This is a genomic window from Spirosoma sp. 209 (genome assembly GCF_002006735.1).
GTDB lineage: Bacteria > Bacteroidota > Bacteroidia > Cytophagales > Spirosomataceae > Spirosoma > Spirosoma sordidisoli.
Map to the genome: position 1 here is coordinate 153,892 of NZ_MVEC01000001.1, position 21,779 is coordinate 175,670.

General features: G+C 48.1%; 17 protein-coding genes and 1 pseudogene. 11 read left to right on the forward strand and 7 right to left on the reverse strand.

Annotation, left to right across the window (positions count from 1 at the left end; all coding sequences use genetic code 11):
* Positions 1–140 precede the first annotated feature (140 nt).
* The 11 genes and pseudogenes from B1C80_RS00680 (at position 141) to B1C80_RS00730 (ending at position 12,527) form a co-directional block, all read left to right on the forward strand.
* Positions 141–887, forward strand: a complete 747-nt coding sequence (locus B1C80_RS00680; protein ID WP_369822676.1) for a polysaccharide biosynthesis/export family protein — start codon at positions 141–143, stop codon at positions 885–887.
* 65 nt (positions 888–952) lie between these two features.
* On the forward strand, positions 953–3,271 hold the full coding sequence (locus B1C80_RS00685; RefSeq protein WP_077919125.1) for a polysaccharide biosynthesis tyrosine autokinase: 2,319 nt from the start codon (positions 953–955) through the stop codon (positions 3,269–3,271).
* 144 nt (positions 3,272–3,415) lie between these two features.
* Complete coding sequence (locus B1C80_RS00690; protein WP_077919126.1) at positions 3,416–4,078, forward strand: sugar transferase; 663 nt, start codon at positions 3,416–3,418, stop codon at positions 4,076–4,078.
* 125 nt (positions 4,079–4,203) lie between these two features.
* Positions 4,204–5,742 carry a lipopolysaccharide biosynthesis protein gene (locus tag B1C80_RS00695; RefSeq protein WP_077919127.1) on the forward strand — a complete coding sequence of 513 codons (1,539 nt, stop codon included), beginning with the start codon at positions 4,204–4,206 and terminating at the stop codon, positions 5,740–5,742.
* Positions 5,743–5,753: 11 nt separating this feature from the next.
* The gene (locus tag B1C80_RS00700; protein ID WP_077919128.1) at positions 5,754–6,491 is read left to right on the forward strand and encodes a hypothetical protein; all 738 of its coding nucleotides are present in this window, start codon (positions 5,754–5,756) and stop codon (positions 6,489–6,491) included.
* A 23-nt stretch (positions 6,492–6,514) separates the two neighbouring features.
* Entirely contained in the window at positions 6,515–7,486 is a 972-nt protein-coding gene (locus B1C80_RS00705; RefSeq protein ID WP_201723538.1) for a glycosyltransferase family 2 protein, read from the forward strand.
* 43 nt (positions 7,487–7,529) lie between these two features.
* Positions 7,530–8,549: an alpha-1,2-fucosyltransferase gene (locus B1C80_RS00710; RefSeq protein WP_077919597.1), complete on the forward strand. Its 1,020-nt coding sequence runs from the start codon at positions 7,530–7,532 to the stop codon at positions 8,547–8,549.
* Positions 8,546–9,508: a hypothetical protein gene (locus B1C80_RS00715; protein ID WP_077919129.1), complete on the forward strand. Its 963-nt coding sequence runs from the start codon at positions 8,546–8,548 to the stop codon at positions 9,506–9,508. The genes B1C80_RS00710 and B1C80_RS00715 overlap by 4 nt, the downstream gene beginning before the upstream one ends.
* A gap of 419 nt (positions 9,509–9,927) precedes the next feature.
* A pseudogene (locus B1C80_RS28945) lies at positions 9,928–10,099 on the forward strand (DapH/DapD/GlmU-related protein); the annotation flags it as partial.
* A 460-nt stretch (positions 10,100–10,559) separates the two neighbouring features.
* The gene (locus B1C80_RS00725) at positions 10,560–11,573 is read left to right on the forward strand and encodes a hypothetical protein (protein WP_077919131.1); all 1,014 of its coding nucleotides are present in this window, start codon (positions 10,560–10,562) and stop codon (positions 11,571–11,573) included.
* A gap of 78 nt (positions 11,574–11,651) precedes the next feature.
* On the forward strand, positions 11,652–12,527 hold the full coding sequence (locus tag B1C80_RS00730; protein ID WP_077919132.1) for a glycosyltransferase family 2 protein: 876 nt from the start codon (positions 11,652–11,654) through the stop codon (positions 12,525–12,527).
* A 65-nt stretch (positions 12,528–12,592) separates the two neighbouring features.
* On the opposite strand, the gene B1C80_RS00735 is transcribed toward B1C80_RS00730, so the two are convergent.
* The 7 genes from B1C80_RS00735 to B1C80_RS00765 form a co-directional block, all read right to left on the reverse strand.
* Positions 12,593–13,729 (reverse strand): endo-1,4-beta-xylanase, encoded by a 1,137-nt coding sequence (locus B1C80_RS00735; protein WP_077919133.1) that lies wholly within the window; start codon positions 13,727–13,729, stop codon positions 12,593–12,595.
* Between the two features lie 598 nt (positions 13,730–14,327).
* Positions 14,328–15,515: a glycosyltransferase gene (locus tag B1C80_RS00740; protein ID WP_077919134.1), complete on the reverse strand. Its 1,188-nt coding sequence runs from the start codon at positions 15,513–15,515 to the stop codon at positions 14,328–14,330.
* Between the two features lie 45 nt (positions 15,516–15,560).
* Complete coding sequence (locus B1C80_RS00745; RefSeq protein ID WP_077919135.1) at positions 15,561–16,487, reverse strand: glycosyltransferase; 927 nt, start codon at positions 16,485–16,487, stop codon at positions 15,561–15,563.
* Positions 16,468–17,277, reverse strand: coding sequence for a WecB/TagA/CpsF family glycosyltransferase (locus B1C80_RS00750; protein WP_236648545.1), 810 nt, complete (start codon positions 17,275–17,277; stop codon positions 16,468–16,470). The genes B1C80_RS00745 and B1C80_RS00750 overlap by 20 nt, the downstream gene beginning before the upstream one ends.
* 111 nt (positions 17,278–17,388) lie before the next feature.
* Positions 17,389–18,888, reverse strand: a complete 1,500-nt coding sequence (locus B1C80_RS00755; protein WP_077919137.1) for a capsule assembly Wzi family protein — start codon at positions 18,886–18,888, stop codon at positions 17,389–17,391.
* 155 nt (positions 18,889–19,043) lie between these two features.
* On the reverse strand, positions 19,044–19,907 hold the full coding sequence (locus B1C80_RS00760) for a lysylphosphatidylglycerol synthase transmembrane domain-containing protein (protein ID WP_077919138.1): 864 nt from the start codon (positions 19,905–19,907) through the stop codon (positions 19,044–19,046).
* Positions 19,908–19,935: 28 nt separating this feature from the next.
* Positions 19,936–21,558 (reverse strand): glycosyltransferase family 39 protein, encoded by a 1,623-nt coding sequence (locus B1C80_RS00765; RefSeq protein ID WP_236648546.1) that lies wholly within the window; start codon positions 21,556–21,558, stop codon positions 19,936–19,938.
* Between the last annotated feature and the right edge of the window lie 221 nt (positions 21,559–21,779).

A 21,779-nucleotide genomic window follows, 5' to 3' on the forward strand; every position in this document is an offset into this window, starting at 1 on the left:
TTGCTAAGCCTGTTCGAATTAATAGTCAATAATACGCACGATCATACTAAAGATACTAGTTTATGAAAATAGCTCTCCCGCACGGACTTAATCATTACGGACACTATGTTATACTAGGTTTACTGATTTGCAGTCAGTACATAACCGGTTGTGCTTCTACAAAAGAACTCGCTTACTTTCAAGATGACCTAGCTCAGGCTACTGCCACAACTGGCGCTGCAGAACGGTACATCCCGAAAATTCAGACCGGCGATGTTCTCTCGGTTCAGGTGAGCAGCTTAAACCCTGAAGCCTCCTCATTCTTCAACCCGTATTCTCCTATTGCTGCCGGCGGATCAGTTCAGGCCGCCCCAGCCTCACCAACCACCCCTCTGCAAGCTGTTAATGGCTATCTGGTCGATGCAACCGGCGCCATTGAGTTGCCGATGGTGGGCAAAGTGAACGTGGCGGGTCAGACGGTAGCGCAGATCAAGGAGAAAATACGCGGTATGCTGACCGAATACCTGAAAGAACCTACTGTCAATGTTCGTAACCAGACATTCCGGGTATCGGTCATGGGTGAAGTAAGCCGCCCCTCGCTGTTTGCCATTCCAAACGAGCAGATCACCCTGCTCGAAGCCCTGAGCCTGTCGGGCGATGTTACCATCTACGGCCGGCGCGATAACATACTCATCATTCGGGAAGAAAACGGCCAGCGTACGTTTGGTCGGATCGACCTGACCAAACGCGATGTGTTCAACTCGCCCTACTACTACCTGCACCCGAACGATGTAGTTTATGTAGAGCCGGGCCGGGCGCGGGCCGCTACGGCCGACCGTACCAATCAGATTTTACCCATTGTTCTCAGCGCGCTCTCGTTTGTCGCGATTATCGTATCCCGTTTCTAAGTCACTCCACCTTACGCGATGCCATTCAACTGTTAATGACTTTTCAATTGTAAACTGACACGATTATGTCAAATCAGAGTACGTATGCTTACGCGCCTTACCAGGTGTACGACGGCGAAAAAGAGCCAAATCTACGGGTCGTATTGATGCGCTACTTGAAGCATTGGCCCTGGTTTCTGCTATCGATACTCGTAGCACTGGGGTCGGCCTATGCTTACTCCCTGTACCAGACACCTATCTACCAGGTGAAAACCAGTCTTTTGATCAAAGACGACAAAAAAGGACTGAGCGAAGAAAACATCCTGAAAGAGATGGACATCTTCGCCCCTAAAAAAGTGATCGAAAACGAGATGGAGATTCTCAAATCGTTTTCGCTCATGAGCAAAGTAGTTGGTGAACTGGGGCTGGAAGTGCAGTATTTCCGCCCGACTGCTACCATTAAACAGGAAATCTACGACCAGTCGCCGATCAAGCTGATTGTTGAAAAAGCCAAGCCGCATCTGTACGATGAAGAGCTGACCCTCACGGTTGTTAGCCCTCGGGTCGTTCGCATCAACAACCTGGCTTATCCGGTTAATCAGAGCGTTCATACGCCATATGGCCGATTACGCTTTTTTACCCGACAGCCCCTCAATGTAGCTGATGAGCCGCTGATCGTACGGGTTAGCCCACGGGCCGCTACCGTTGAGCGCTACCTGAAAAATCTGACGGCCGAGCCCAGCAGCAAAGCCTCTACCGTACTGCAGCTGACGCTCGAAGACGCCGTTCCGCGCAAGGGAGAAGCCGTACTGACCAAGCTCATCGAAGCCTACAATCAGGACGCCATCACCGACAAGAACATCGTTGCCTCCAACACCCTCAACTTTATCGAAGACCGGCTTCGGCTGATTGCGGGCGAGCTGACCACCGTTGAAAAAGGGGTAGAGTCGTACAAATCGTCGCAGGGCATCACGGACCTGAGTTCGCAGGCGCAGGTGTTCCTCGAAACGGTCAAAGAAAACGATGCTCAGCTGAACCAGGCCAGCATCCAGCTGAACGCCATTCAGGATATTGAGCGCTACGTCAACAGCCAGAACAACGAGCGCGGGGTGGCCCCGTCTACCCTGACCGTTGGCGATCCGGTGCTGATCAGCCTGGTGGGTAAAATGAACGAACTGGAACTCCAGCGCGATCAGCTGAGCCGCACTACCGCGCCCAACAACCCCATGCTGCAGTCGCTCGACAGCCAGATCAAGATCGTTCGGAGCAGCCTCTCGGAGAACGTTCAGAACATGAAACGGACACTGCAGAGCACCGAGCGCAGCCTTAAGAACACCAACCGCCAGCTGGAAAGCCAGATCCGCAGCATTCCCAGCAAGGAGCGGACCCTGGTCAACATTACCCGCCAGCAGGCTATCAAAAACAACCTGTACACTTACCTGCTCGAGAAACGCGAAGAAACGGCCCTCTCCTACGCATCGACCGTAGCCGACAGCCGTACTATCGACGCCCCCCGGAGCGGCAGCAACCCGGTAAAGCCCGTGAAGAGTACTATCTTCCTGCTGTTCGGCATGCTTGGTCTGTTACTGCCGGTAGGCGTACTGGCCGGCCGCGATGCGCTGAACGACCGGATCAGCCACCGTTCCGACGTAGAAGATGCCTCGCAGGTACCGATCCTGGGCGAAGTGGTAGCCAGCCGGAACAACGATCCGCTGGTGATGCTCTCCGGCAAACGCTCGGTCATTGCCGAACAGATCCGGACGCTGCGTACCAACCTCCAGTTCCTGCGCAGCAACCCCACCGACAGTCAGGTTGTCCTGTTTACGTCGAGCATCAGTGGCGAAGGCAAATCCTTCCTGTCGCTGAACCTGGGCGCCAGCCTGGCCCTGGTTGACCGGCCAACGGTTATTCTGGAAATGGACCTGCGCAAACCCAAGCTCCACTCGGTCCTGAACATTCCGAACCGGGCGGGTCTGAGCAACTACCTGATTCAGGAAGCCACCCTGGACGATATTCTGCAACCGGTACCGGGTTTCCCCAATTACCAGATCATCACGAGCGGACCGCTGCCCCCGAACCCGTCGGAGCTGCTGAGCAGCCCACAACTCGAGCAGCTCTTCCGCGAACTGCGCCAGCGCTTCGACTACGTGATTGTTGACTCGCCACCGATCGGCCTCGTTACGGATGCTCAGCTCATTGCTCCGTTTGCCGACACGACCATGTTCATGATCCGCAACGATCACACGCCGAAAACGTGTCTGAAGATGATCGATACGCTCTACAAAGAGCACCGCTTCCAGCGACTGAATGTCGTCCTGAACGCCGTTGGCGAAGGCCAGTCGTACTACTACAGCTACGGCTATTACGAGAAAGAAACCGGCAACTCCCGCAAAGCGCTCTCCTAAGCAGTATTTGAGGTAAATGATTTCAGTATGGGTAAGCCGTGGTCCCCGACTACGGCTTACTGAAGGCTCTTTTTGCCCTTTGGTAAGCCCTGTTTATGCGTACTACTACAATCTGAACAATAGAATCGTTAACCTACCATCCACATGCTCAGCCTTTCTACCTCTTTTGTTGAGCCGGTCCAGACGGAAGTGGACACTGTATCCATACCGATATGGATAACTGTAAGCAAACGTCTGGTCGACCTGCTGGTTTCGGGAGTTGTTGTACTCCTAGTGCTATCCTGGCTCATCCCGATACTTGGTCTGGCTATTCGACTCACCTCCCCCGGCCCCGTTCTGTTCATTCAGGTACGAACGGGCCGAAATGGTCGGCTCTTCCGCTGCCTGAAGTTCAGAACTATGACGTATGATCCCAATGCGCAGTTTAAACAGGCAGCCAAGAATGATAATCGGGTCACCCGCATCGGAAGCTTCCTCCGCAAAAGCAATATCGACGAGTTACCACAGGTACTGAACGTTCTCTGGGGAGACATGAGTCTGGTAGGTCCACGCCCCCATGCTATCCAGCATGATGCTCAGTTCTGGAACACGATACCCGGCTATCCAGGCCGTTATGCGATTAAGCCCGGCATTACCGGGTTAGCACAGGTTCGCGGATGTCGGGGAGAGACGTCCAAACTTATTCAGATGGAACACAGGGTTCGACTGGATAAATTCTATATTCATAAACAATCCGTCTGGCTCGATATCAAGATATGCTGGTGGACCGTAAAATCTATGATTAAAGGAAATATCAATGCTTTCTGACAGGTTCTTCCACATTCAGACTTATTGACTTAAGCTTAGATCAATAAGTCTGAATGTGGAAGAATAAAATGATATAAGCCATCTGTCAGGATTACAGGTAAAAATATCCTAGTAAACTTCTCAATATGCAAGCGGCACAAAGAGCAATTTTCAATACGGGTATAACCTACACCAAAACAATAATCACTATTCTGATTTCATTGTTTTCGACCCGTCTGGTGATTAATGCGCTGGGGGTAGAAGACTATGGTTTATTCAATGTTATTGGTGGTCTTATATCCATGCTGGCATTTTTAAATGCAGCCATGACAGTATCTACTCAACGCTATATCTCTTATAATATAGGAAAGGATAACATAGAAAGTACAAAAAAAATAATTGCCAACAGCATTATTCTTCATTTTATAATTGCTCTAATTCTTGTTATTTTCATTGAGGGAATTGGGCTTTATTTTCTTAACTACAAACTAAAAATAGATTCTGAGAGACTAAGCAGCGCTAACCTAGTTTTTCACATGGTTGTCGCATCAACATTCGTATCTATCATTTCAGTCCCATACGACGCTATTACCAATGCTCACGAAAACATGAGCTTCTTGGCAGTTATAAGTATTGTTGAGAGTCTATTGAAATTAGGTATAGCCTTGTGCCTATTTTATGTAGAGTCGGATAAGCTTATAATGTATAGCTTCCTTACAATGGTTACGGCTATTGTAATAAGAACCATTAAGCGGGTATACGTAAGAAATAAGTATAGGGAATCTCACGTGAATTACCGCTCTGAGTATGACACACATGTCATCAAGCAATTGATATCTTTTGCCGGTTGGAATTTATTTGGAACGTTCAGTTACATTGGCAGAAATCAAGGATTGTCAGTGTTATTTAATATTTTTTATGGCACAGTAATTAATGCTGCTTTTGGAATAGCTAATCAGGTTGCGGGTCAGTTAATATTTTTCAGCGCGGCCATGCTTCAGGCGTTGAACCCGCAAATCATGAAAAGTGAAGGTGCTAAAGATAGAGATCACATGTTAAAACTGGCCATGAAAACATGTAAGTTTGGATTCCTATTATTTGCTTTTATCGCAATTCCATGTATCGCCGAAATGGATATTATATTAACAATTTGGCTAAAAGTTGTGCCTAAATATACTGTTACGTTTTGTTCACTAATTTTAATTGGAGTGATGTTGAATCAACTCACAGTTGGTTTTGATTCAGCCATACAAGCCACGGGGAAAATTCAACGGTATATGTTGATAGGTGGTAGCATTAAACTACTCATCGTTCCGATAGCCTATTTTCTATTAGCTTACAAATTTGATATTATTTACGTGTTTATCACTTATACAATACTTGAAGGTGTTGGCGGTATAGTACGGGTATATGTGCTACGAAGCCAGACAAGGTTGTCTTTAAAAAAATACGTCAAAGAAGTTATATTTCCAGTATTGCCAGCTACAATAGCAGGTGTAGGAACAAGCGTATTTGTAACATCCTATGCAAATTTTGATCATCGTTGGGTTTTCACTGTATCAGCCTCTGTAACAATATTTATCCTTGTAGCATATGTAACAGGGCTGGATAAAAGTGAAAAGAATGTATTGAGTAAGATAACGGCTGGCTTGAAATTAAAAGCTATGCGATTAAGCCATCAATAATCGAATGTAGTATGTATCGCATAGCTAAATTGAACCGCATTCTCAAACAGGTAAAAATAAAATATCTGCTAAAGAATTCTATAGTTCAGTCTGAACAACCAGGAAGCATAATCATTGAGAGTAGTGTCCAAATAAGTAATTCTAAAATCTACGTAAAAACAGGCAGCCACCTCAAAATAGGAAAAGGCTCTGTTTTGAAGAATGTTTTCATTCATGTAGATGGTGAATTATCAATAGGAGAAAATAATATACTTGAGGGCGGAAAATTTTCAAAACTCTCTATATACATATCTAAAGGCGCTTTTACGCTTGGTAGCTATAATCGGATAAAGTCAAAAATAATGGTCCGGTTTGGTGGTTTATTAACGATAGGCGACCATAACAATATCAACGACGAAAGTGAAATCAGAGCTGACGAAAGAGTAATAATTGGCGATTACAACCAAATTTCATATCAGTGCGTGATTTGGGATACCAATACACACACGATATACGACGATGCTACCCGTAGAGAACTAACAGATAAGCATTTTCCCATATTTGGCTACGAATATGAACGACCTAAAACAAAGCCTGTGACGATTGGTAGTGACTGCTGGATCGGCCGGGGTGTTTCTATTCTTAAAGGAGTAGAACTGGGGAGTTCCTCTATCGTTGGCTACAAAACGATCTTGTCAAATTGCCATATAGAAGAGCGAAAAGTAGTGGTTACAAAGATTGATAACACCATTTTCGACCGACAGGATTGAAGTCGCAAACTTACTGGCTCGTTATGAAAACCATGATCTCAGTTGTCATTCCTCTGTATAATAAAGCACATACTATAGAACGGACACTCTCATCTGTTCTTGAGCAAAGCTTTCATGATTTCGAAGTTGTCATTGTAGACGATGGCTCTACCGATAATGGAGCTGATGTCATTCGCACTTTTACACAGGATAGCCGCGTTCGCATCGTCAATCAAACTAACCAGGGCGTAAGCGCAGCAAGAAATAAAGGGGTAGCCAGTGCGCGATATGAGTACATAGCTTTTCTGGATGGCGATGATGAATGGAGTCGGGATTATCTGACGACAATGAAACAGGCGATTGAGAAGTACCCGCAGGCAGGCATGTTCTGCTGCGCCGGTATTGTAAGAAATGCCGACGGTACTGAAGTAATACGACTTGCCAGGAAATATGCCGGAGCGATTCTCGAAATCAATTTCTTCGAGAATCCCCACGTGTTTTTGCATACGAGCGCTACTATAGTTGCAAAGAAAGAATTCAATAAGACGAGCGGTTTTCCCGTAGGCATGAAGAGAAATCAGGACTTCGCCCTGTTTTTCTCACTGGCTCTTATAACCCCGGTTGTGTACTGCGGCTTTCCACTGAGTGTGTATGTAGGTGGCGTACAGGGTCAGGCAACAGCTACTCCAGAGTCGACTATACTATTACATAAGGTGAACCGATATAACACTGTGTATAAGAACTGGCTAGCCTCACGATACACAAAAGACGAGTTTCGGATCTTCATGAAATACGAGCTAAGGCATGAATTTATGTCGCAGCTGAGAAAGAACAACTACAGGAATATCGATGTGTTTCTGGAAAATCTGAATAAACAAATTATCACTCAGTTTCCAGCTCTGGAAATGGCCCTGTACAAGAACAAACTACTCCGATGGGCCGGAATTATATACATAGCCGCTACAAAAATCAGGTGGCGTATGAGGGGGTATCCACAGGTTGGAGAAAGTGCCTAACAACTAAACCGCCGGTAGCAGCGGACGGATGGATTTTACACATATGCGAGCTTCGGGTAAGATTAGCCACACCATAGAAAAGGCAAGAAGGCGGCTCTGGGGCAAAACCGTTTCCTGGCTAAGACATAAGCCCTGCTACCCGTATATCTACAAATCGTACTGGCATTACAGGTTCAATTCCGTTCAACCGCCTGATTCGGATAAACAACAATATTACACAGCCGTACCTAACAGAGGGGCCGGTATTGGGCATCAAATGGCCAACTGGATAGCGGGGTATTGGTTTGCCGGTTTGTTTGATCTAAAGTTTGCTCATATCCCTTTTTCAAATGATAAGTGGGAATCGCTACTGGGATTTGGCGAAAATGAAATATTAGCGGCTGATCTACTGACCCGGAAAGGTTTCAAACAAGTGCGACTCCCTTTATTCGATGAAGGATCGGCTAGAGAAATAAGCCTGACTCGTCATATCATCAGCTCTTACGCAGATCAGAATGTACTCTTCGTTGCCGAACAGGACCAGTTTTATACCGAGCAGTATGGCGTGCAAAATGCGCTGAAAGAAAAGTTTTATGCTGCCAAAGCCCGTCAGAAAGATGAGCTGCTATACGACAGCAATAACTTTAATATCGCGATTCACGTACGGCGTGGCGATATCGTAACTGGCCAGGAAAATAACAATCCCAATCTGCTCATGCGCTGGCAGGATGCAGACTACTTCGAAAAAGTACTATTTAATGTAATAAACTCAATACAAGTTAATAAACCAATAAAAGTGTTTCTTTTTTCTCAGGGAGATAAAAAAGAATTTAGTAAATTTGAGGATATCAGTAACATAAATTTCTGCCTGGACATGGGCGCTCAGGAATCCTTTCTGCACATGGTTCACGCAGATTTGCTGATCACGAGTAAAAGCTCATTCTCCTACAAACCGGCCTTGCTAAGCAACGGAATAAAAATTTGCCCACGCAATTTCTGGCATGGGTACCCCCGTACCAACGACTGGATACTTACCGAAGAAGACGGCTCATTTGATATAAACTTACTAGCGATCAGGTCATGAATGAATTTTCTACAAACGTTCTGAAAGGCTTACGCAAGCTCTATACTACAGTTAAGCCCGGTTCGGTAGCCAGTGGCCGAAACTGGAAAATGTTTTCTAATAAAGAATACGCGAATGAATTGATTTACGAGGCACTGACCGATAGCAAGCCGCGCATGATTGCCCGATTTGGCTCAACTGAAATGCTTTGCCTAACCAATTATGTGGGAATCAAACAGCATAACACTAATTGGCTGGATTTTATACAAGGCAAATCGTTACCCTGGTGGTGGCAACCAGCAACACTTAACCAGATGCAGCAGTGGAGCGGGTTTTACCCACCTCAACCGGATAAAGCTGAACAATTCTGCCAGTTGATGCTGTCGGACATCAGACAGATCGATATTCTCGGCTCCTGGCTTCAGGAAGAGACCCTTTTCAAGAATGAACTAAGCAGCGCCAAACAGGTGGTCCTTGAAGATCTGGAGCCTTTCTTCTGCACGAACCCCTGGACCAGGGCATTGGCCGGCAAAAAAGTACTGGTTGTCCATCCCTTCGCCGAGACCATTGAGCAGCAGTATCAAAAACGCCAGTTACTCTTCGACAACAATCTATTACCCGCCTTTGAACTAAAAACGATAAAAGCGGTGCAAAGTGTTGCAGGTGAACAAACAGCATTCGCCGATTGGTTCGAGGCCCTGGACTGGATGAAATCCGAAATCGATAATACAGATTATGACATCTGCATCATCGGGTGTGGAGCGTATGGTTTGCCATTGGCCGCGCATGTAAAGCGGATGGGTAAAAAAGCGGTTCATCTGGCCGGAGCAACCCAGTTGCTGTTCGGGATAAAAGGTAAACGCTGGGAACAGTTCATCGTATGGCCTTATACCAATCTGTTCAATGAGTACTGGGTTAGGCCAGGCCAAAAAGAGAAGCCTAAAAATGCATCCGTTGTTGAAGAAGCCTGCTACTGGTAACGTTTATGAAAAAAATAATAGATCGTATTTTACTGTCTCCGATCGCCTTATTAAAGGGCATTGCTAGAATGGTTAACAGTGGTGCACGTGATATACAAAACAAGCGCCGTTTTTCTTCATCAATCATTGATGATGGCAGTTGTTTCTCAGACGACACAATAATCAGTTCACATTCCCATATTCTAAAGAATTGTATTATTAATCATACTCAAATTGGTAAGTACACATACGTAAGCAGAAACGCTTTGATCCAGAATACAACCATAGGTAATTATTGTTCTATATCACATGATGTTATTCTAGGCTTAGGTGCTCACCCATTAACGATGTTCTCCACATCGCCAATATTTTACAAAGTCTATAATAATTTAAATGTAAAATTGGTGGAAAGAGACATATCAGTTCAAGAATATAAACCAATAATTATCGGTAGTGACGTATGGATTGGTGCTAGGGTAATAGTGATGGATGGTGTAACAATCGGTCATGGTGCAGTTGTTGCGGCAGGTGCAGTTGTTACAAAAGATGTTCCACCATACGCTATTGTTGGAGGAGTGCCGGCTAAAGTGATAAGGTATAGATTTTCTGAAAATATACGTAATGCCCTTTTGGAAAGTGAATGGTGGAAAAAGTCAGCTCAAGATGTATATTTATCTAAAGAGAGGCTTAATGACATATGTAATGACCACGTTCAGTATCAAAGTCAATTTGAAAATTGATTTAGGCTAGAGCTTCAACATCTATATTAATAACTTTGAAAGTTATGTCTTATTTGTTTAAAAAGTATTTACCAATTTTGATACTTTTAATAACTGTATCATCAATTAATCAATGGTCTTATATCCCACTTGGCAACACCTATATTTGGTGGGCCATTTATACATGCATCCTATTTGCCATGTATAAATCGAGAAATATATTTCTTGATCAAAGAAGTCGTATACTCATCAATGTACTCAATTGGTACCTTTTATGGAATGTATGCTGCATATTCAGAGGTTTTTTTATCGCAGAAAACTACTGGGAATGGAAGAACTTGATTGCAACTAGTATGGTCTTACTGTTGCCTTTGTCTATTAACATTTCCACTAATCCATTCATTATTCAAAAAATCATATCAAATTGGATGAAGTATGCACTACCAGCCTTTTTTATTTTTATTTTTTTCATTAAGGGAGAAGCAATTGGAAGATACCTTATACCTATCAGTTTTTTACTATTATTCTTTCCCATATTAAAAATAAAATACAAAATAATAATACTGATTTTTTCTCTATTTGTATTTTTAGGAGATTTAAGCGCACGAAGTAATATTATAAAATTTTCCATTCCACTTCTACTCAGCACCATTTACTTTGCTAGATTTATTGTAAATACAAAACTTCTTGAATTTTTAAGGGTAACCTTGTTGGCTACTCCATTAATTCTTTTTGGGCTTGGTGTCACAAATGTATTCAACATATTTAAAATGGAAGAATACATTTCGGGTAGTTACACTACATTGAAACGTTCAAATGGAGAGTTAAAAGAGGAGAATTTAATTGCCGATACTCGTAGCTTAATTTACACCGAAGTGTTGTCCTCTGCGATTAAGAATAATTATATCTGGATTGGCAGAACCCCTGCTCGTGGTAATGATTCGGATGCTTACGGTGCCCACGCTTTTGAAGAATTGAAGACCGGTAAGATGGAACGGTTTAGTAATGAAGTTTCGATTCTTAACATATTGACATGGACAGGACTCGTTGGTGTAATCTTATATTTTTTCGTGTTTTACAAGGCATCCTATTTAGCTATAAACAGATCAAATAATATTTTTCTTCCAATCATGGGCCTGTATATAGCTTTCCGCTGGGCATACGCTTGGGTAGAAGACTTCAGCCAGTTTGACTTATCGTACTTCTTCCTTTGGATAATGATTGGTATGTGTTTTTCTCAATCATTCAGAGAAATGACTGATCGGGATATTCGATACTGGGTGCTTGGGATTTTTAATAAACGGTATCGCAGATCAGTTGTAAAGCAGCCAGAGCAGGTTACCGCCGAGATCGCTGTTGCACGATAATTCATTTTCTGTACGATTTTATGTTTATTGGACTGATTCATTCCGATCTTTTTGCTATTCAGCTAAATTCAATTTATCATGATTTTTGTTGTCATCCCTGTTCATAACCGTAAAGCGTTCACTAAGCGTTGTCTTCAATGCTTACAACAGCAAACAATAGCTAACCTAACTGTTGTTGTTGTCGATGACGGTTCTACTGATGGTACCGGCGACATGATCAGAGCCGAGTTCCCGGAGGTTGTGTTGCTGACTGGCGACGGCAATTTGTGGTGGACAGAAGGTACGAATGTGGGCGTTCGCTATGCGTTGAATCATGCAGTAAAGAATGAAGAGAATTTCGTTCTCACCCTCAACGACGATACGGAAGTGGACGCCAATTACGTAGAGACGTTACTGGCTGTCTATGCTGCCAATAAACCCTGCCTGGTAGGCTCTGCTTGTGTAGACATTAAAAATCCAGACCGATTAGAGTACGCAGGGGCTAAAGTAAACCTGTACTGGTCAGGGGAAACGTATTTCGCAGCCCAGTTTGAAAACGATTATAAGAAAGCACTAGCCCACGGAACAACTATTGAGTCTGGTAGTTTACCCGGCCGGGGTGTACTGATTCCCTTTTCTGTTTTTGAAAAGGTCGGGCTGTACGATGCGGTTCATTTTAAGCAGTATATGGCTGATATTGAGTTTTCAGTACGTGCCAGGAAAGCAGGCTATAAATTACTTGTTTCGCTACCTAGTATCGTATACGGACATGTTGACGCTACTGGCTTGCAAATAAAACCTGACCTGTCATTTGGTAAGTTCTGGAAAGGTTTGTCATCTACCAGATCCCCAATTAGTTTATCATTACGTTACTACTTTGCGATGCAACACGCTCCTACAAGAGGACTATACTTTGTGCTCGATGTTGCCCGCATTTTTACCGGATATTTTCTCCGCCGTATGCGATTGAATTAATTTGAATTATCATAAAAAAAGCCGACGTTCTACGTCGGCTTTTTTTGTTTCTACACTCCCCCACACTAGTTTCTAAGACCGCTCATGAAACCGTAGTACGCAGGTTTCTTCTTGTATTCGGTATTGAGGAGTACACGCATCTGGTTGAGACCGGTAGATTCGACAGCCGTATCGGCCAATCCCCACACCGTTATACCAAACTTCTGATTAGCCGGTACCAGTTGTTTGTAAGCAGCAGCAACAGACTGGAACTTAAGCGCTTGCACCTTCAGGAGTTGATCTGTAACAACCAGGTTTTTATCATTGTTTGGATTAATTGCGATATCAAGTTCAGACATATGTACTTGCAGACCAGTTGCTGACAATTCCTGCAATGCAGAACGAATACCCTCGTCTTTCGTATTGATCGTGATGTGCATTTGTGTGCCAAGGCCGTCAATCGGCGTACCGCTCCGTTTGAATTCAGCAAGCATTTTCCGCAGGGCAGGAAGCATAGGCTGAAATTGCTCGTAACCCCAATCATTATAGAACAGTTTGGCACTCGGATCAGCTTCATGAGCCCATACGAAACACTTCTTGATGAAGTTTATGTACGCTTCGTCGCTGCTGAATAGCTTTCTGAACTGGGTTTGTTTCACGGTGCCATCTTTACGCTCGATAGCTTCATTCGTAACGTCCCAGCTAGTAATCTGCCCTTTGTAGTGACCTACTACGGTTTGAATGTGGTTCTTAACAATCGCTTCAAACTCGTCTGAACTGCCTTTGAAGTTCAGCAACCAGCTAGGTGCTCCACCTACGTACACCAGGCAGTGACCATGTAACCGTCGGCCAAGCGTTTGTGCCATTTTAACCCGTTTGTCTGATGCAGAAAAATCGAACTTACCTTTCGATGGCTGCAAAGACATAAATGTTCCAACGGTGATTGAATTAAATTCATTAGCCACTATACCCTGAATAGCAGCCCCTCCGTCTCTAACATCATTGCTGATGATATTTCCTATTGGAAAGGTAGCAACTGATTTTAACGAGGCACTGCTGTCTACAGTGATGTTGTCCAAACGGGCAGATGCTGTGTATTCGTCAGCTTTGGAAATCGGCGCGATTGTATCAACCTGCTGGCTGCATGCTGTCATTAAACCGGTGATAATCAGGGAGATCAAAAGCGTATAGAACTTGGTGGCGGAGGTAGAAACTTGTGTCATTTGGTACGTCTTTTTTGTCCGTTTTCGTTGAGACAAAATTGATGTACCGACATAAAATCAACCTTAAAGCCTGATTAACATGCACTTAAGGTCAAATTATAAACTTGTTAATACCGGATTAAGCTGGAATTAAGACATATCAGCGAATTAAAGTGAACTTAAAATTTAGAGATTAAAATCAATCGCTCATTACTTTCCGACACTTACATAATATAACTCACTAATTACCAAAAACAGTATTTTATTAATCAATTTGAGTCATAGGCATACATAAGAACTTATTTCTACACTATTGTGGATTAAAATCCACACCATCTCTCTTTAACAAGGCCTGCTAACCTGCTTAAATGATGATTAAAATGGGGATTTAAGGTTTCGTTTACTCGTTAAAAAGTTGGTGACCCCTGGCGGTTTACATCTAGTTACCTAATAAAAATTTTGATTACAAAATGACTTTAACTCTACAATACTCTCATTAACGGTACCAGTTCTCCAGACATCATTTACCTTTTTATGTCATCGGCTGCTATAAACACCAACGAGCCCTGACGCATGAAGAGTCAGGGCTCGTTGAACGGTGCTATCGGCGTATGAATTGCTATACAGCGTATTCGTTCGCCATTTTGGCCGGAATTACTTCTCTATAGATAAGCAGTTGCTTATGGGCAATTTCTGTTGATGTATACTGTGTTTCATACAGCCTGCGTATTGCCTGACTTGCGTTCTCAGACAACTTAGCTGATGAAACGTCATTAATGACATGCCCTAACCGAGTAGCATCGCCGGGTGCGAAGCTGGTTCCGTAGTTTCCTACAATTGATCGGAGGTTAGCCTGATCAGCATAAATGATAGGGGTACCGGTTGCAAACGCTTCGAGAATTACCGTAGGTAGCCCTTCATACCATATTGAAGGCACAACCAATGCTCGACACTTCTTTAGTTGCTCGACAACGGCGGCCCGTGGCTGGTGGCCAAGAAACTGGATAGCTGGATGCTGTTGAACGGCTTTCTCCACATCGGCTTTCAAAGGCCCGTCGCCCAATATTTTCAACCGTTGTGAAGTCGCTCCGAAAGCTGCCAACAAGGTTTGAATACCCTTTTCGGGTGAGAGCCGGCCGATGTACAGGAAGTAATCTTCGCGCTGGGCGGGATCGGCGTACCCCAGATCAGGTACTGCATTTGGCTTTACAACTACCTGATCCGGTCTGAGCTGCAGCGAAGACTGCAACATTTTGGCACGGGCAAACTCGGTCAGCACGATGAACCGGTCTACCACACGCCAAACCCCCGTCAGTTTATGCAGGCTGGTAATTGCCGTAAGCTGCGTAGACTGAAGGCGCGAGTCGCGGAAACAGCCAAACCGAATACCGTCAAGAGGAATCGTTTTAGTCAGGCAACGCTCACAGGGCACCTCACCTTCGCGCATCAACATACCGCTGGCGCATACCAGCCGGTAGTTATGAAGTGTCATGACGACAGGAATATTCCGTCGCTTAACGGCCTGAATGACAGAAGGCGTTGCCGTGTAGAATAAATTATGAATATGAACGACATCAGGTTTGAACCGGTCTATGGCCTGCTCGACCCGCCTGGCCGACTGACTGCTATATAACGACAGAGCCGCCCCTGTAACCGTCCCCAGTAGCGAACCGTCGAAACCATCGTTGGTAAATTCAACCGTTTCGACGATCGAACCGGCCTCCCGTAGCATGGCCACCTCCTGCTCGAATATGATATCCTCTCCCCCTCGCTGCTGATAGTAATTATGGATAAACAGAATACGCATAAGCTATACGAATATGAATCATGTACGGGTATACCTACGGAACGATTAATTGCGTAAACCGGCGTAGGTTTTCAGTCGGTTAAACAACCGGACGCGTAAACTGAACTGATGCTGGATCTGGCGGGTATAGTAGGCCGTGGGCTCGATGTTGTCCGGCAGCATGAACGTTCGCTGAGCGCCCGTATCGAGCCGGGTCCGGTAGCGGTTAAATACGTTGGTGTTGGTCGATTCAGTAGAGAAGCCGATGTTCTGAATCTTCGACTCGGTCGGGTAAATGGTAAATCCGCCCGCTTTGAACTGGCTGTAACACCACCGGATTGCCCAGGAGTTGATCTCGCCTTCCTGCTGCCGCCGGAGCATGCGCACCCGGTCGCTTCCTCCCTGGTTAAACTGTTGCTGACGAACCGGATCGGCCCTGAAGGCTGCGTAATCAGACACCGCCCAGTCGGCCTGTTGCCAGCGGTCCGACCAGGTTGCCCAGCCCCACGAACCCGTACGCGGAAAGGCGTAGGCGTCGGCCAGGTAGCTGATTGGCCGGTCGATGGGGAATGAGTAGCCCGTAATTGAAAATACCCGTGGGTTACCCTGGTACCGTTGCAGGCACTGATTCATGTAATCGAGAAAATTAGGGCTGGTCAGCAGGTCGTCCTCCAGCACGATCACACTCCGGTACTTTTCCAGCAGAGCCGTTACGTTGGTGATGATCGACTTAGCCAATCCGTTGTTGGTCTCGGCATACTGACGATGTACGGCCCGAAAGCCCGTTGCGGTATCCAGCACAGCCCGTACGGCTTCTACCTTGTCGGCATCGGCCGGGCTACGGGGCCCATCGGAGAAGATATACAGTTCACTGTCCGCAGCCAGATGGTTGGCCTGCAAGGCTTCCAGTACCTGACGCACCTCATCGGGGCGCTTGTAGGCGAACAGCGCAATAGGAGCCAGTCCGGCTCCGTTAGTTCCGGACTTTGTCATACGATAGCTGCTGGTTAAGAAACTGACGGACGAAGTAGTAGATGTACAGGGAGTTGGTAACCGTATAGCGTTTGAACAACCGGCGGGGCTCCTGCATCAGGCGGAATAACCACTCGGTACCGATCTTCTGCATCCAGCGGGGGGCGCGTGTCTGCTGGCCGGCCAGCACCGGCAACGCTCCGCCAATACCGAGTAATACAGCCGGGATACGCCCCCGCATCCGGGCCATCCAGAGTTCCTGCTTGGGGCATCCGAGCGCTACAAAAACCAGCCCGGCCCCCGACGCGGTGATCTGATCGATAACGGCGGTTTCTTCGGCGGGGGTCATGGGCCGAAACGGCGGTGATACCATACCGGCTATCTGCAGCGACGGGAACTCCCGGGCACAGATCCGGCGAATTTCGTCCAGCACGTCGGGCGTAGAGCCGTAGAAGAATGCCGAAATACCAGCCTCGGCTGCTTTCTGCAATAAGCTGCTGATGGCATCCATGCCCGCGATACGCTCCTGACGAAGGCCGTACAAACCACGCATGGCCCACAATAAAGGCACTCCGTCGGGCGCTACCCAGTCGGCACTGTTTACGGCCTGGGCAATAGCAGCATTACGACGGGCCTCGACGACCATGTGTACATTGGCGAAACAGACAGACCTTGACTCCCGGTGACGGGCTGCCTCTATGACCCAGTCCTGCAAATGAGCGTAGTTGCCGAGTGAGACATTCAGGCTGATTACACGAGTTCGTCTAACGGGCGTTGATAGCGTAGACAGTTCTGATTGTTGTAACGGCATAGGTTGTACGTACATAAGCTGTATAGTTGGAATTGGTAGTTTATGTAAAGTGCTTCGATCGGATTAGTAGTAATAAGGCGGGGCAGGGGCAGCGGTGACTACGGGGGTGGCTCAGGGTCGGCTGGTTGTCCAGGTCTTTCGGAGGCTGATCCAGCCGCCCAGCGAATTGGTGTATAGCTCGCCCTGATCGAGGGCAACGGCCGTCCGGAGTTCAGACCCGCCCAGCCAGTTGAGTGGCCAGCTAACCGAAGCCAAACCGGAAAACTGCGGTACGGCCCGACTGAATACCCGCCGGGGGGCGCCGTAATGCTGGCTGGCCGATAGTTTCAGCTGCCAGCGGGTTCGTTCGCCGGCCGATCCGGCCAGTCCCAGATGGATCAGCTCGACCCGGTTGCTGGCAATAGCCAGCACGTTATAGTTGACAGAAAAAGGCACATCGGTCCGGACGTCGCGGAGCTGCGCGAAAAACGGGGTGCCAATTACGTTCCGATCCTGTACCCAGCCGTCGCGGTACTGGTAGTTGTTGAAGTAATCGTCTTTGCCGTCGTAGCGTACGGTGCCGGTGATCGATCCGCTCTGGCTGAGGGTGGTCAGGTACTCGATCAGCAGGTTGTCGACCCCGAAGCCGGTGCCCGGTTGCCGTTTCAGCCGCAGCCCATACAGACCGTCGGGCATGTTGACGAACACCACCCCCGATTTATCCTCGAAGGGATGCTGATAATAGCCCATAAGCTGCCAGCGCGCTACGATTGTCTCCAGGGCAAAATCGATGGAACCCAAATGGTTACCCACCCGGTTCAGGCGATCGAAGTCGGTCAGATTGGGCGAATCGGACTCCCCTCCTTCCCGGGCGGTCAGGACATAGAGGTAATCCTGGAACGAGCTGGGAAGTTGTCCGTTGATAGCGAGTGTTTTGGGCAGGGTTGCCGAGCGGCCTCCCCACTGGGCATTATGCAGCACACCACCGGTGAAACGAAGTCGGCTGTGGGGACGGCCGATCCGGACGTATACCGCCTTCTGGTGCAGAAACGAGCCCTGAATGGAGTCGGTATTGGCAAACCACCCATGTGCAAAAAAAGCGTTGATGGATACCAGTCCCCGGGTGAAACCCAGCGGAGCAAATCCGCGGGTGCCAATCTGTACTTTAGTGATGGGCAGGGCGTTTCCTGACCAGGCGTAAAAACCAGATGTCAGGGTTGAGTCGCCCAGACCGATGATTTCTTTTTTACGACCGCCCCACAAACTGAAACGGCCCATATCGAGCGACACATACGCCTGCGGAATCAACACCCGCGACTGAGGAGCCGCGTTTCCTACGACCTCTACCCCGTACGAAAGCTGCCGATTCGGATGGGCAGCGCTCAGGCCGTAACGGCCGGTTGTCTGCACTATGGCCAGGCCGGCCGGGCTGCTGACGGGAACAATACCAAACTGATTAGCGCGCAGCCAGAACGGTGTTCGGGTGGCCGATGCGGCCAGTCCCGCTACCTCGACCCCGTACGTAGCCGAGTGTCTCGATGCTACCGCCAGCGAGTCGGTCGTTTGCGCCCATACTTGATTTACTGCAGCTACACTAATTAACAGTTTGAGAACTCGTAGCCCTGTTATCATACGAGGAATGTATATATTTCCCCTAATAGTAATAGAAAATAGATTTTTATAAGTTTCTATTACACAAAGGTTTCTCAAATATAATTATCAGTAACTATATATATCTGTATCAACTAAAATTTTGTCAAATTTTACCCCTGATAGGTAGTGTTTTGTCAACTCTTAAAAAAGCCGCCGGGTGTAGCTACCAGCAGCGAGAGACAGTAAACGATAAAGCCGATGAGCATGGCCTGCTCGGCGGGTATGCCTACATAGCTGGCCCCCGCCGAAAAAACGATTTCCCGAATGCCTATTCCACCAACCGTTATGGGGAGAGCCGTACCCAGTGACGAAGCCAGGAACAGAAACAGGTAGGCGCCCAGCTCGTCGGTGTACCCCAGCGACCAGACGATGTAGACCGTCATCAGGCACTGCGTCAGCTGGACCCCGACCGAATAGAGGTGTAGCAACGCCTGCCGACGGACTGTCCAGCCCATGAACCAGCGCAGCCCACCGACAAAAACGGCGTACATGGCCAGCACCAGCAACAGGCAGAGCCCCCCCGATATACCGAGCTGAGGGAGCCGGGCCCAGGCAGCGATCAGCAGCAGCGCCACCAGCGGAACCAGACCAATGACCCGGTCGAGCAGCGTCAGGGTGGTCAGCTTTCGGAGGCTGCCGCCACCATGCCGGTGCAGTTGCCAGACCTTGAAGCCGTCGCCCCCCACGCTACCCGGCAGAAACTGGTTGTAGAACATGCCCTGCCAGTAGAGCCGGATCAGATCAGCCGATGCCATACGAACCCCGGCTTCCCTGACCAGCAGCCGGTAGCGCTCCGCCGAGAACCATTTGGATACCGCCATGAGCCCCCCCGCAGCCAGCAGCCGCACCAGTTCGACGTCGAGCGCACTGTAGAACCGGCGGTTGTGTGCCAGCTGATATACCACAACGGTCAGCGCGCACACCGACACCAGCCCTTTAAGACTGACCAGCTGCCGGATTCTGGGCAGCCTTGACAACGTAGTAGGCCTGCTCAGCATACGGATCGGGGCTTGCTGGTGATCAGCATCAGTTGAATTGTACAATGAAGGCCGGATGCCGGTCAAACAGCGTTAGTTTGCCCAGGGTCCGGTAGCGTTCGTTGACCAGACTGGCCGAGTCGGCGATGTAGAGTGCCTTGCTGTATTTCTTACCGGTTCTGCGCAGGATACTGCCCCGGGCTGCGGTTAGGTGAAATGTGCTGACATCTGTAGCGTTATCGGCACCGACCGTTGCTTTGTACCCGTATAGCGGGCGGCCCAGCGTCAGCTGAGCGGCCTGGGTAGCGGAGTCCCTGTAAAACTGCCGCTTCTCGACCCGCCCCGGCAAAACCAGCCAGTTGAAGCCCAGCCGAACCACCACCACTACCGCCACCATCAGCCCCAGTCGGTTCATGGAAGGCTGATAAAGCTGCCAGGCCAGCCCCAGCAGTAAGCCCGAAACAAGGGCGGTTTTCCAGACAACCCCCGGAATGGTTTTCGTGGTTGGGTAGAACAGGGTGACCCAGCAGCCCACGGCCACCAGCAGCGCCGTAGCCAGCCAGATCCGCTCCACCCACCACCGCCGGGGCTCAGCCGGTACCGAGTGTTCGTAATAGAGGTAGGCCAGTACCGTAAACAGCAGGGGCACCAGCCCGATCAGGTACCGACCGTATACCTGCGGAGACAGCCAGTAGATGAGTACAGTGAGCGAGAAGGTCAGCGCGTTAAAGGCGATGAATGAATTGGCTTTCAGTAGCGCCAGTATATGCCGCCGAAACAGCAGCACCACCAGTAAGGTATACGGAACGAAATGGTAAATCAGCTCGAACGGAAAGGAAACAAGGTGCAGTAGGGTAGCGCCCAGGCCAAACGTCAGACCGGTTCGTTTGGCACTTTCGCTTAGGATGACGCTGGCCACATCGCTGAACGGGATGGCATTTCGGCTGAAATAGGCCAGGTAATAACTACCCGTAATCAGCACAAAGATGAGCAGACCGACTGCATGAGCCGGGTGGAACAGCAGGCGCCAGCGCCGGGTATACAGAAACCAGCCCGCCAGGGTGAGCCCCTGGAACGCAATGGGAGGCAGTCCTTTCAGCAGGAATCCAACGGCCGTAAGCGCATAGGTGGTAGCATACAGCCACCAGTAGTTTTTCTTCCGGTCAAAGTGGTACACCAGCATCATGGCTGCGTAGGTCACCCAGGCAAACGTAATCTCGATCAGCCCCAGCATGGAGTCGTAGAGCAGTACCCGGCCGTTGGTCAGCGTCATCAGGGCCGCGGCCAGCGCTATGGTGTTGCTGGTATACCGGCGGACGATAGCGAATAACGTCACCCCCAGCAGCAGCAGCGACACCAGCATCGGAAAACGAAGCGCGTAGGTGGAGTACGAGCCAAACAACTGATAGGAGCCAATGATGATCCAGTTGTACAGCGGTGGTTTGTTGAAATACCGCTCGCCGTGCAGGGTTGGGGTTATGTAGTCGCCGGATAGTATCATCTCGAGCGATACCAGTGCCCGCCGGGCTTCGTCGCCCGTGTCGAGTGGCATATATCCCAGATGGCTGCTCAAGACGAGACACAGGCCTGACAGGAGCAGCAGGGTCCAGCCCGGCCGAAAACAGGAGGCTACCGGTGCCGCTACGACAGATGTATTTTCAACTACAGACATACGTTTCCTACTTTGTCCCGGGCCACCAAAAAATGCATGCTGCAACCCGTTTATTTCCCCTACATGGCAGTTAAAAAATAGGCCCGCGTGGCGCAGACCAGGCCACGAAGCAGAAATCGGATCGTGGCAGCGACTACCAGGCAACGATGACCCGGTATTGGTAAGCGCTCGCCACCCCGTCGCATCAATGAGTATAGGGTTGGAAATTTAGCAGTATTGTT

Bases quoted from the DNA above. Each gene is read 5' to 3' on its own strand.
- B1C80_RS00685 (WP_077919125.1), top strand. From the start codon at position 953: ATGTCAAATCAGAGTACGTATGCTTACGCGCCTTACCAGGTGTACGAC.
- B1C80_RS00690 (WP_077919126.1), top strand. From the start codon at position 3,416: ATGCTCAGCCTTTCTACCTCTTTTGTTGAGCCGGTCCAGACGGAAGTG.
- B1C80_RS00695 (WP_077919127.1), top strand. From the start codon at position 4,204: ATGCAAGCGGCACAAAGAGCAATTTTCAATACGGGTATAACCTACACC.
- B1C80_RS00700 (WP_077919128.1), top strand. From the start codon at position 5,754: ATGTATCGCATAGCTAAATTGAACCGCATTCTCAAACAGGTAAAAATA.
- B1C80_RS00705 (WP_201723538.1), top strand. From the start codon at position 6,515: ATGAAAACCATGATCTCAGTTGTCATTCCTCTGTATAATAAAGCACAT.
- B1C80_RS00710 (WP_077919597.1), top strand. From the start codon at position 7,530: ATGCGAGCTTCGGGTAAGATTAGCCACACCATAGAAAAGGCAAGAAGG.
- B1C80_RS00715 (WP_077919129.1), top strand. From the start codon at position 8,546: ATGAATGAATTTTCTACAAACGTTCTGAAAGGCTTACGCAAGCTCTAT.
- B1C80_RS00725 (WP_077919131.1), top strand. From the start codon at position 10,560: ATGGTCTTACTGTTGCCTTTGTCTATTAACATTTCCACTAATCCATTC.
- B1C80_RS00730 (WP_077919132.1), top strand. From the start codon at position 11,652: ATGATTTTTGTTGTCATCCCTGTTCATAACCGTAAAGCGTTCACTAAG.
- B1C80_RS00735 (WP_077919133.1), bottom strand. From the start codon at position 13,729: ATGACACAAGTTTCTACCTCCGCCACCAAGTTCTATACGCTTTTGATC.
- B1C80_RS00740 (WP_077919134.1), bottom strand. From the start codon at position 15,515: ATGCGTATTCTGTTTATCCATAATTACTATCAGCAGCGAGGGGGAGAG.
- B1C80_RS00745 (WP_077919135.1), bottom strand. From the start codon at position 16,487: ATGACAAAGTCCGGAACTAACGGAGCCGGACTGGCTCCTATTGCGCTG.
- B1C80_RS00750 (WP_236648545.1), bottom strand. From the start codon at position 17,277: ATGCCGTTACAACAATCAGAACTGTCTACGCTATCAACGCCCGTTAGA.
- B1C80_RS00755 (WP_077919137.1), bottom strand. From the start codon at position 18,888: ATGATAACAGGGCTACGAGTTCTCAAACTGTTAATTAGTGTAGCTGCA.
- B1C80_RS00760 (WP_077919138.1), bottom strand. From the start codon at position 19,907: ATGCTGAGCAGGCCTACTACGTTGTCAAGGCTGCCCAGAATCCGGCAG.
- B1C80_RS00765 (WP_236648546.1), bottom strand. From the start codon at position 21,558: ATGTCTGTAGTTGAAAATACATCTGTCGTAGCGGCACCGGTAGCCTCC.